Annotated in this window: 14 protein-coding genes; 13 read left to right on the forward strand and 1 reads right to left on the reverse strand. The window is 30.9% G+C overall.

Going from position 1 to position 11,432, the window contains the following annotated elements; all coding sequences use genetic code 11:
- Positions 1-320: 320 nt before the first annotated feature.
- Both yihA and JOC59_RS04745 read left to right on the forward strand, forming a co-directional pair.
- Entirely contained in the window at positions 321-911 is a 591-nt protein-coding gene (gene yihA, locus JOC59_RS04740) for a ribosome biogenesis GTP-binding protein YihA/YsxC (protein ID WP_205143653.1), read from the forward strand.
- Positions 912-921: 10 nt separating this feature from the next.
- The gene (locus JOC59_RS04745; protein WP_205143654.1) at positions 922-1,212 is read left to right on the forward strand and encodes a nucleoside triphosphate pyrophosphohydrolase family protein; all 291 of its coding nucleotides are present in this window, start codon (positions 922-924) and stop codon (positions 1,210-1,212) included.
- 124 nt (positions 1,213-1,336) lie between these two features.
- On the opposite strand, the gene JOC59_RS04750 is transcribed toward JOC59_RS04745, so the two are convergent.
- Positions 1,337-1,492 carry an SPJ_0845 family protein gene (locus JOC59_RS04750; RefSeq protein WP_205143655.1) on the reverse strand — a complete coding sequence of 52 codons (156 nt, stop codon included), beginning with the start codon at positions 1,490-1,492 and terminating at the stop codon, positions 1,337-1,339.
- A gap of 166 nt (positions 1,493-1,658) precedes the next feature.
- Here JOC59_RS04750 and trxA point away from each other — a divergent pair, with 166 nt between their 5' ends.
- The 11 genes from trxA to pepT all read left to right on the forward strand — a co-directional run bounded on the left by trxA (position 1,659) and on the right by pepT (position 11,275).
- Positions 1,659-1,973, forward strand: coding sequence for a thioredoxin (gene trxA / locus JOC59_RS04755; protein WP_205143656.1), 315 nt, complete (start codon positions 1,659-1,661; stop codon positions 1,971-1,973).
- 244 nt (positions 1,974-2,217) lie between these two features.
- On the forward strand, positions 2,218-2,919 hold the full coding sequence (locus tag JOC59_RS04760; RefSeq protein WP_205143657.1) for a M23 family metallopeptidase: 702 nt from the start codon (positions 2,218-2,220) through the stop codon (positions 2,917-2,919).
- A 292-nt stretch (positions 2,920-3,211) separates the two neighbouring features.
- Positions 3,212-3,895, forward strand: coding sequence for a helix-hairpin-helix domain-containing protein (locus JOC59_RS04765; RefSeq protein WP_205143658.1), 684 nt, complete (start codon positions 3,212-3,214; stop codon positions 3,893-3,895).
- A gap of 38 nt (positions 3,896-3,933) precedes the next feature.
- The gene (locus tag JOC59_RS04770) at positions 3,934-4,404 is read left to right on the forward strand and encodes a ComE operon protein 2 (protein ID WP_205143659.1); all 471 of its coding nucleotides are present in this window, start codon (positions 3,934-3,936) and stop codon (positions 4,402-4,404) included.
- Positions 4,405-4,450: 46 nt separating this feature from the next.
- Positions 4,451-6,655, forward strand: coding sequence for a DNA internalization-related competence protein ComEC/Rec2 (locus tag JOC59_RS04775; RefSeq protein ID WP_338090190.1), 2,205 nt, complete (start codon positions 4,451-4,453; stop codon positions 6,653-6,655).
- A complete protein-coding gene (gene holA / locus JOC59_RS04780) occupies positions 6,652-7,668 on the forward strand; it encodes a DNA polymerase III subunit delta (protein WP_205143661.1) in 1,017 nt (338 codons plus the stop codon). The genes JOC59_RS04775 and holA overlap by 4 nt, the downstream gene beginning before the upstream one ends.
- Positions 7,669-7,796: 128 nt before the next feature.
- Positions 7,797-8,066 (forward strand): 30S ribosomal protein S15, encoded by a 270-nt coding sequence (gene rpsO, locus JOC59_RS04785; RefSeq protein ID WP_205143662.1) that lies wholly within the window; start codon positions 7,797-7,799, stop codon positions 8,064-8,066.
- 63 nt (positions 8,067-8,129) lie between these two features.
- Positions 8,130-8,384 carry a 30S ribosomal protein S20 gene (gene rpsT, locus JOC59_RS04790; protein ID WP_205143663.1) on the forward strand — a complete coding sequence of 85 codons (255 nt, stop codon included), beginning with the start codon at positions 8,130-8,132 and terminating at the stop codon, positions 8,382-8,384.
- Between the two features lie 164 nt (positions 8,385-8,548).
- A complete protein-coding gene (locus JOC59_RS04795) occupies positions 8,549-9,241 on the forward strand; it encodes a tRNA (adenine(22)-N(1))-methyltransferase (protein ID WP_205143664.1) in 693 nt (230 codons plus the stop codon).
- On the forward strand, positions 9,220-10,023 hold the full coding sequence (locus JOC59_RS04800; protein WP_239517018.1) for a Nif3-like dinuclear metal center hexameric protein: 804 nt from the start codon (positions 9,220-9,222) through the stop codon (positions 10,021-10,023). Before JOC59_RS04795 ends, JOC59_RS04800 begins: the two co-directional genes overlap by 22 nt.
- Positions 10,024-10,045: 22 nt before the next feature.
- Positions 10,046-11,275, forward strand: a complete 1,230-nt coding sequence (gene pepT / locus JOC59_RS04805) for a peptidase T (RefSeq protein ID WP_205143665.1) — start codon at positions 10,046-10,048, stop codon at positions 11,273-11,275.
- The last annotated feature ends 157 nt before the right edge of the window (positions 11,276-11,432 follow it).

Below are 11,432 nucleotides of genomic sequence, written 5' to 3' on the forward strand. Positions count from 1 at the left end.
GATAATTTGAGATAATATTCACGGAGATAGTCTTTTCTACTCGCTAAGTGATAGATTATCTCTTTTTTATGCTTTTTAATGTGTGACTAATAGGAGTAGATAGAAATATTAGTAACAAAAATTAAAACACTTTTTTACTAAAAAATAGAAAAAGTTGTGAAACTGTAAGATAATAACGTTTATTAAGCAGATATAATTAAGTAAGTACAAGTAGTTATTTGAAGGTTATAATTAATAGGCTAATTTTTGATATATTAAATAAGTTATTTTATTCAAATAAAAATATATTACAAACGTACTTACTATAAGGAGAACAATAAATGGACGTACATAATGTATCATTAGAAATAAGTGCTGTTAGGCCAGAGCAATATCCAACAACTGATTGGCCTGAAATTGCGTTAGTTGGTCGATCGAACGTTGGCAAATCATCATTAACCAATACTTTAATTAACCGGAAAAGTTTTGCAAGAACGTCATCACAACCAGGTAAAACACAAACCTTAAATTTTTATAATGTTGAAGAGCAGTTGTTTTTCGTTGATGTTCCAGGGTATGGATATGCGAAAGTATCAAAAAGTGAACGAGAAAAATGGGGACAAATGATCGAGCGTTACTTAACCAATCGTTCACAATTAAAAGGGGTCATTAGTTTAGTAGATGCACGGCATGCACCTAGTGATGATGACATAAATATGTATAATTGGTTGATGTATTATGACATTCCAGTATTAGTTGTAGCAACTAAAGCGGATAAAATAGCAAAAGGAAAGTGGAATAAAGCTGAATCAATAATAAAAAAAGGTTTACAATTTGATAATGCTAAAAGTGATTTATTAATGTTTTCATCAATTACAAAAGATGGTAAGGCAGACGTTTGGCAATGGATTGAAGAACATATTGCAGAGTAGGAGTAAAGTTGTGGAATTTAATGATTATCAAAAGGCGGCAAATAGAACATTATTTGGGACAGAAACTGTATTAACTAATTTAGGGTTGGGTTTAGCATCAGAAACTGGTCAAATTACGTATATGATGAAACAATATAGTTTTGAAGGTGCACAACTAGATAAAGATGCATTGACACATGAAATAGGTGATGCATTATGGTATTTATCACAAATTGCTGAATGGGCAGATATTGATTTTGAAAATGCAGCGACTGAAAATTTAGCTGCATTGAATAAACGCTATCCAGATGCTAAAAGGTGAGTATATATTTTGGTTGGTGAAACCAATTTTATCTCTATAATAGCTAAAATTAAGTAAATAATAGTGAAAAAAAGATTTTACACTGAAATGACAAGTGTAAAATCTTTTTGATAATTTACATAAATTACTGTGTTTTTTCTTTTCTAGGTTTTTTTTCATTTTTTTCTTTACGACCAAGTGCTTTATTTTTAGTTTTTTTATCTTCCTCATCGAGAGGAAGCGTAATAAAATCACTTAACATTTTATCAAAATTAGTTTCACGTTTAATATTTAATCCCATATATAACTCCTTATTTAAAACTATACTTAATATTAGACTATCAAAAAAAGGATACTGTGTAAATATATTTGTCTTAAATTAAACTTGTAATTTGTAAGCATATTAGTTGGACTATTAGGAAAATAATGCTACAATGTAAGCTATAATTAATTAATGGAGGTGTATTATGGCAGTGTTAGAAACAACCGATGCAACATTTGTAAGCGATACAGCAAATGGGGTAACTTTAACCGACTTTTGGGCAACTTGGTGTGGTCCTTGTCGGATGCAAAGCCCTGTGGTTGAAGCATTGGCTGAGGACTTAGATGGTAAAGTAAAATTTAACAAATTAGATGTTGATGATAATCCAAAAACTGCACAAGAATTTGGTATTATGTCAATACCTACTTTATTGGTTAAAAAAGATGGCATCGTGGTTGATACAATTGTGGGATATCATTCGAAAGAGCAACTAAATAAAATTTTGAATCAATATATATAGATGAAATTAGTTTTATTTAATTTTATTAAACCATAAATAATCTAGTGATTATTTATGGTTTTTATTTTAAATAATATATAAGAAATTGCTTAAAATATTACAAAAATTAAAAACATAGCATTTAATATTGCAAATTTGAGTCAATTTAAATAAGTGTTTTGATATTAAAGCTCTAAATTAATATTATCAAGTATAATTATTTTTAGATATTAAAAAAGGAAAGTTAATTTAGGAGTTAGAATAAATGCTAAAAAAATATTTTAAATTAAGCTTAATTGTCAGTGTATTAACATTAATAGGGTTTGTTAGTATTGCTACAGATAAGGTACTAGCTGATGATGTTAATGAAAATGAAACAACTAAGCTGACTCCTAGTGACATAAAAGAAAAATTTGCAAAAAAGGGATTTAAATACAGTAAGAAAACTGGATATTTATGGCCAGTTAAAGGTGATTTATATATTTCTTCAGGGCAAGGGACTCGTAATTTAGCTGTAGCTGCCACTAATTATCATTATGGAATAGATGTCGTTCCTCTAAAAAGTAAAAGTTTTTATGCAATGAAAGCTGGAAAGGTTATAGCAGTTGGAAGCAATGATTTTTCAAGAAATTTTTGGATGGCAGGCAATGTAATTATTATAAAACAAGATGATGGTAAATTTGAAGTATACTCTGAATTCAAAAATGGATCACAAAAGGTTAAACTAGGTCAATACGTTAAACAAGGTAAAAAATTAGGAACAATGGGGATTTCGGGAAAAACTACAGGAGTTCATGTTCATATTGGTTTAACAAATAGGGCTTGGCCAGGATATGGGGCCAATGGTGTTTCGATGGCAACAAAGAAGAAAAAGGGCTGGTTGATGATTAATAAATACTTAGATTTTAAACGTGTTCATGGCCAAGGGGTGTACAGTTCAGCCATCGTCAAAAATTTATTAAAATAAAAATTTTTCGTCTCAAAAATACTGATAGACTAAATAATTAAATTAATTTATTAAGCAACTAATTTGAAATTTGAATTAGTTGCTTTTTGTAGTTCAGGCTAAAAATATATGATCTTAACAATGAAATTAAAAACGTGTCATTTATTATCAAAAAAACTAGCTTATCAATAAAGAATATTGATATTTTGGTAATCTATTATTTTAAAAAATTATGAACTGTTTTCTTTTTAGTAACAATCTAAAATTTTAATTCGTATAGTATCTAATAAGAATGTGAAAAGAGGAACTATTAATGCTTGAAAGAATAAAAGATATGTGGCGAGCATATCCAAAACTATTAATCGGCGGCGTAATAGGTTGCCTATTGTTATTTGGGGTAGGCTTTTATTTTATTAATCAACAAATTGATCAAAATAATTCGACAAATGCTGAGTTATTTACAACTAGTAAAACAATAAGTAAGCGAGATCAACAAGTAGCAATTAGTAATAAGAAAAATAACATGAGTGAAAAACAGGAAAATTTGAATAGTTATGTAGATATCAAAGGTGCTGTTAAGAGGCCTGGCGTCTATAAAATACAAAAGAATTATCGTCTAGAAAGTTTAATTGCTTTAGCACATGGGCCAACGAAGAATGCGGATTTAAATCAAGTGAATTTAGCACAAGTTTTAGTTGACCAAATGGTTATTTATATTCCTAAAAAAAATGAAAAAATTCCAGTACAATTTAATAGTGTTAATATGACAGAAAAAAGTGAAACTGCCGCTAGTAACCAAGAAAAGAGTATTATAAATTTAAACACAGCAAACCAAGAGGATTTACTAACACTGACGGGTGTTGGACCAAGTAAGGCAGCAGCAATTTTACAATATCGACAAGAACATGGGCAATTCAATAATATTGATGAACTTAAAGAAGTTAGTGGAATTGGTGAAAAAACGTTTGATAAAATTAAAGATGTGATTAGTGTATAATACGTTATAATATAATCAAAATAAAAAAGAGGTCAAGTATGAAAAAACGTCTACCTTGGGATGAATACTTTATGTTACAAGCAGTTACTTTGTCATCACGTTCTACATGTAATCGCCTATCCGTTGGTGCGGTATTGGTAAAAGACAATCGCATTATTGCAAGTGGATATAATGGTGCAGTGACCGGAGATGATCATTGTCTTGATGTTGGTGACCTAATGATTGATGGACATTGCGTTCGGACTATCCATGCTGAACAAAATGCCCTAATACAGTGTGCTAAATATGGCATTTCAGTTAATGGAGCGGAAGTATATGTAACGGATTTTCCGTGTATTAATTGTACAAAATTACTGTTACAAGCGGGAATTAAAAAAATTAACTTTTTAAGAAATTATAATAATAACGACTATGCACAGCATTTAATTAAGTTAAAAAAAATTGAGTTAAACCAGGTTAAATTTTCAGAATTTGCACAGGACGCTGTCAAGTTAGAAAATTATGAGTAATTAATTGTATAATCGCTTTATTTTCTTAGCGATATTGGTTGCACTATTGAATGTAATAATCCTCGACAGACAATGGTGGGTAACAGTTTTACTTTGTTTTTGGTTAATCAGAATTTTTTTACTAAGAGAAAAAATGGCTTTGATAGTTAGTGTGCTTGTATTGATTATTGCTAGTTTGTTTTTTATGTGGCAAGTAAATATTAGTAAGCTAGCAACAGATTATGCTTGTAATGATAAGCAAGTTAATATTATCGGAACAGTATTAGCAGATGAAATTACTTTTAATGGTAATCGATATAAAATGATCTTAGAAAATGATAAACAAGAAAAAATAATTTTATTTGGAAATATCAATAGTTTTGAAAGTAAAAAGGTACTGGTTTCTAATATAAAAACTCTTAAAGTTCAAGCAAGGGTTATATTTAAGCCTATTCAAAAAACGCACAATGATGGTCAATTTGATTTAATAAAATATTATAAAACACAAAATATTGTAGGGAATGCAGATGTCATTGAACTTGAAAAAGTTGATAAGATTAGTCAGATTAATTTAATCAGTCTATTACATATGTTACGTAAGGTTATTCTTAAATATTTTGAGAAATTACCGAAATATTTAAGATTTTATGCAGAAACGTTAATTATGGGTTATGCTCGGATTGATTTTTACCAAGAAAATGTTGGTATTGCAACGTTAGGATTAGTACATTTATTTAGTATTTCTGGTTTCCAAGTTGGTTTATTTTGTGCTTTTATCCGGTTTATGTTGAAAAAGTTTTATATTTTTCAAGAAGGTATTGCAGTTATTTTAATTATTCTTTTACCATTGTATTTTATATTTTCAGGAAGTCTAATTTCATTGATTAGGCCAATAATCACAGCTATGATGGTTGAAGCTAAATACATCTATCCATTTAAAGTAACCAGACTAGATGTATGGAGTTGCTCTTTGTTGGGTGGTGTTTTTTTAGAACCCTCGGTATTATTAACGTTTGGTGGCCAATTATCATATTTATTAGCTTTTGGTTTAATATATGTTGATAAACTAAATTATTGGCAACAAATTTTGTTATTAAATTTGTTAACATTACCAGTTATATTAAGTTATACGTATCAATGGCATATTTTGGTATTAGGAGTGAATCTAATTTTATTACCTTTTTTTTCGTATATTATTGTGCCAATAACTATATTTGGAGTAGTTACATTTCCATTTTTACCAATATTAAGTACGATTATAAACCAGCTTATTAAATGGACCAATGAATCCATTAAAATTATGGCTGAATTGCCAGGCCTGGTTGTTTTTGGTAAACCACCAGTGATCTTAGCATTGATGGCTTTAATTTGTACGGCCGTATTATTAACCCAATACAAATCACGTCGAATATGGTTGAGCTTATGTACTATATATGCCATTAGTTTTGGATTAATTCATAATCCAATGCAAAATTTAGTGACATTTATTGATGTTGGGCAAGGTGATAGTGCAATAATCAAAGAAAATAATAAAATAACTTTGATTGATACAGGTGGTAAGTTAAATTTTAACTTTTTGAAAGAAGAATGGCAAAAACCAGAAAAACAACAACAAGCAGGCGCTGACTATTCAGTGATTCCGTATTTAAAAAGTTTGGGAATTGCAAAAATAAATCAAATAATTTTAACACACGGGGATGCAGACCATATTGGTGATTTAGGTGTGATATTAGCAAAGTTTACAGTTAATGAAATATTAGTAGGTTGGGGAATGGCAACGGATGAGAGCTTACTTAAATTACAGCGAAGGTATCATTTTAAAATAATATCTGTGAAGAAAGATACTTTGATAAAGTCAAATCATTTGGCAGTGTTAATGCCATATAAAAAAGGTTCAGGTAAAAACCAAGACTCAGTAGTTACCACAGGTAATTTTGGTAACAAAAGGTTCATTTTTATGGGCGATTTAGATCAAGATGGAGAAAAAATAATTATGCATAATTACCCAACGCTACATGCTCAAATTATTAAATTGGGACACCATGGGAGTAAAACAAGTACTAATGAGAGTTTTATTAGACAATTAAAACCAGAGCTTGCTATAATATCTGCTGGATATAAAAATCGCTATGGGCATCCTCACCAAGAAACACTTAAAACATTAGAAGATAACCAAGTTGGCTGGGTAAATACAGCTGAAAGGGGGATGATTACTTATAAGTGGAATATGTTTGGTGATCAATGGCATACGAAATTAAGGATAAATAAATGAATTTTGAGGATTTAAAAAATAAATTAATTGATAAACCACAACCTATATACGTAATTCAGGCAACACAAAGTTATTTTTTTAATGAGTTAAGGGAAACCATTAAAAAAAGTATGTCAATAGAAGAACAAGCAATGAATTTTGCAATGTATGATTTAATAGAAACGCCATTAGCTATTGCTTTGGATGATGCAACATCGGTTCCATTTTTTGGTGATAAGCGAGTTGTGATATTAGATAATCCCTTTTTTTTAACTAATGATAATAAACTACAGAAAATAACGCATGATATTGAAAGTTTTGAAAAATATATTATCGATCCACAGACGACGACATTGCTTATAGTATTTGTACCGTATGAAAAAATTGATAAACGAAAAAAAATAGTTAAATTGCTCCAAAATAAAACTCAGTTTATTGATTTAGTAAATATAAGTGGTCAAACTATAACTCAAATTGTGCGAGATAGTTTAACTAATTTTAAATTAAGTATTGATAATAATGCTTTAGATTTATTAATTCAAAGAACCAATGGTGATTTGTCAAATATGATGCAAGAAGTATCAAAATTAAGAGTGTATTGCTATGGTAAAACTAAAATAACAAGTCATGATGTTGACAAAGTTGTTACTAAATCATTAAGTGAGAATGTTTTTGATTTAGTGAATGCTGTGTTGGCAAATAAAATTACTGATGCAATAAGTTTATACCGTGATCTACGAGCGAATGGGGAAGAGCCACTTAAGATGAACGCTCTTTTATTAAGTCAATTTAGATTAATTTTACAGGTTAAAGGGTTAATTACTAAAGTGCGAAGTGAAAAAGAGTTAGCCACAAAATTAAAAGTACATCCTTACCGTGTTAAACTGGCTAATAAAATCGCACAAAAATTTAAGTTCAAAGATTTAATTGCTGTTTATCTAGGTGTTTTGAATATTGAGCTACAATTAAAATCAACTCAAAGAAATCCAGATCTACTGTTTGAATTGTTTATGGTGGAGTATCAAAAAAAATAGTTGCTTTTTTTAATTATATTTAGTAAAATATTAAGAGTGCTTTAAAGCATTGGCCCTATACTTAGTTTTTCGGGTCACCGTCGAATTTCTCGGTTTAGGGAATAAATAAAGAAAGGTGGAAATAACCCATGGCTATTTCACAAGAACGTAAGAACGAACTTATTAAGCAATTTGGTCGTCACGAAGGCGATACTGGTTCTGTTGAAGTACAAGTTGCTGTTCTCACAGAAGACATCAACGAATTAAATAATCACTTCTCAGTTCACAAGCACGACTTCCACTCACAACGTGGTTTGATGAAGAAGATTGGTCACCGTCGTAACTTATTGCGTTACCTCCGGAACACTGATGTTCAACGTTATCGTGAATTGATTAAGGCACTTGGTTTACGTCGTTAATTGTAATAAATTAATTATTAGTAAACTTGGCTAAAACAGAAAAAAACCAGGAGGAAATTATCAATGCCAGTTATTGAATCTTCAATCCAACGTGTGCGTACTAATGAAAAAGCACAAGCTCGTCGTGCTTCTCAATTAAGTGCATACCGGACTCAAGTTAAAAAGTTTGACGCTGCTGTGGTTGCAGAAGCAGATAACGTACAAGAACTTTTTGTAATTGCTACTTCAGCAATTGACAGAGCTGCACGTAAGGGTTTGATTAAAAAGAACAAAGCTGCACGTGATAAGTCACGTTTAGCCGCTAAATTAAACAAGTAATTTTGTAAAAGAGTTAGATACTTTGTATCTAACTCTTTTTGATTATGGTCATATAAATAAGTTCAATTATCATGAAATCAATTTTAGATGCCATAATTTTATTTGCTTTAAGATTCAATAAATATTAAGCTTTTAATAGACAATAAAATAAGTGAGAAAAATAAATGGATGCAAAGAAACTTTCAAAACGTTTAGCGGCAGTCGCTAATATGGTGGACCAAAATGCACGAATAGCAGACATCGGTTCAGATCATGCCTATTTACCAACAAACCTAGTTTTAAATAAAAAAATAACATTTGCAGTAGCTGGAGAAGTAGTTGAAGGCCCCTTTCAAAATGCGCAGCATGAAATTGTAAATCAGCAATTAACTGATAGAATTAAGGTGCGACTTGCTGATGGGTTAGCTGCTATTAAAAAAGAGGATAATGTAGATACAGTAGTTATTGCTGGTATGGGGGGACTTTTAATTAGTAAAATTTTAGATGAAGGAAATAGGTTTCCAAATTTAATTTTACAACCAAATACTGATGAAATGGCTGTTAGAATATGGCTTCAGGCTCATAATTATAAAATCATCAAAGAAGATATCGTTGCCGAAGGACAACATACATATGAAATTATTCAAGCACACACTGGAAAAATGATGCTTAATAGGCAGCAATTGAAGTTTGGTCCTGATTTGTTAAAAAAGCGACCAGAAATTTGGCGACAAAAATGGCAACATGAAATAATGCGAAAAAAAAAGGTCTTAAAGTTTTTACAAAAAGCTAAAAAACAGCAAGAGCGTATTTTAGAGACTAGCCAAGAAATTAATTTAATTGAGGAGGTGCTAGGATGTCAGTTATCAGAGGGATAGATTTAGTAAAGCGGCTTGAAACTTTTGCACCAAGTGAACTAGCAGAAAGTTGGGATCATTCAGGCCTCCAGGTAGGTGATTTAAAACGACCTATTCGAAAGGTGATGACAACATTAGATGTACGTCCTGCCGTTGTAAAAGAGGCAATTAGTCAGGATGTGGATTTTATTTTAGCACATCATCCAGTTATTTTTAAACCAATATATGATCTGGACTTAGCTAATCCACAAAATAGAATGTATGCGGATCTACTTCGCCATAATATTACAGTATATGCTGCACATACTAATTTAGATAATGCTTCAGATGGAATGAATGACTGGTTATCACAGGTATTAGGTATCTCAGACGCGAAACCGTTAATTTCTGGTAAGTTGCCAAATACAGGACTAGGTAGAATTGGCAATTTAGCTGCCCCTGCATTACTAAAAGATTATGCTAAACGGTTACGACAAGCTTTTAAAGTTGAACATGTTCGAGTTATTAGTAAAGATCCAGATCAATTTGTCCGTAAAATTGCTGTTATTGGTGGATCTGGTTCAGAATTTTATAATGAAGCAAAAAAGCAAGGCGCTGATGTCTTGGTGACAGCAGATGTTTCATATCATACTGCGCATGATATTCAAGAAGCTGGCATTGCAGTGATTGATCCAGGACATCATATGGAATTTTGGATGAAAACCGCAATGCAACAATTTGTAAAAGATTGGGCAGCTGATGCACAATGGGAGCTAGATGTAGTACAATCAAGTATAAATACGGATCCTTTCCTATTTATTTAAATTATGAAAGAGGTACTAATACGTGGATAAATATGATAATTTGGTATCAAGATTTGTTGAGTATGCGAAAATTAATACTCGATCGAATGAAGAATCGACAACGGTTCCATCAGATAGTAAAGAAGTTGAATTTTTAAAAATGATTGCTGAAGAGCTTAAACGAATTGGGCTTAAAAACGTTATATTAATGCCTGATGGGTATGTTTTTGCTGAATTATCTAGTAATTTAGACTATGAAGTACCAACAATTGGCTTCATTGCACACGTAGATACTGCAGATTTTAATTCAGAAAATATTAACCCACAAATTCATGAAAGTTATGATGGTAAGTCGGATTTACAATTAAGTGAAAAATGGTCTTTGAAAGTTGCTGAATTTCCAAATCTTACCAAATATCAAGGTCATACCTTAATCACATCAGATGGAAAAACCTTGCTTGGGGCTGATGATAAGGCAGGTGTCGCTGAGATTATTACTGCAATAGAGTACTTAGTTGCTAATCCAACGATTAAACATGGAACAATTAAAGTGGCTTTTGGACCTGATGAAGAAATTGGCATTGGTGCGGATAATTTTGATGTTGCAAGTTTTAATGCTGATTTTGCTTATACAATGGATGGTGGTCCATTAGGTGAATTAGAATGGGAAACATTTAATGCAGCAGATGCAAAAATTGAAATTCAAGGTAAAAATGTGCATCCAGGATCAGCAAAGGATACAATGATTAATGCATTACAAGTAGCAATGGATTTTCATGCAAAATTGCCAAATAAGGAGCGACCAGAGCTTACTAGTGGAACAGAAGGGTTTTGGCATATTATGCAAGTTAATGGAACACCTGATTATGCAACTATGCGTTATATTATTAGGGATCATAATCGGGAAGTGTTTGAAAAAAGGAAAGAAAAATTACAAAGTATTGCTGAGCAAATGAATCAGAAATTTGGAATTCAACGTATTAAAATTATTTTAAAGGATCAATATTATAATATGGGTGAAGTCTTAAAAAATGATATGGAATCAGTTGACTTAGCTAAAGAAGCAATGTATAGTTTAAACATTACGCCAATTATTGAACCAGTGCGTGGCGGAACTGATGGTTCTAAAATAACGTTTATGGGGTTACCAACTCCTAATATTTTTGCGGGTGGTGAAAATATGCATTCAAGGTATGAATTTGTATCTACACAAGTTATGGAACAAGCAGTAGATGTCATTTTAAAAATTAGTGAGCTTAATACCCAAAAGTAAGATAACACCGGTATAATTTTTGTTAAAGATAATATTTTAAAAAGTAAAGATTGATACTAAATCGAAAATTTCAATAACAAGTTAGCCACTTGGACAAAATAAATTGAATCCAAGTGATATCAGTATTTGAAGTTTATAAATATGTCTTTAAGCGCCA

Origin of the sequence: Periweissella beninensis, assembly GCF_016908275.1 — a bacterium.
Classification (GTDB): domain Bacteria; phylum Bacillota; class Bacilli; order Lactobacillales; family Lactobacillaceae; genus Periweissella; species Periweissella beninensis.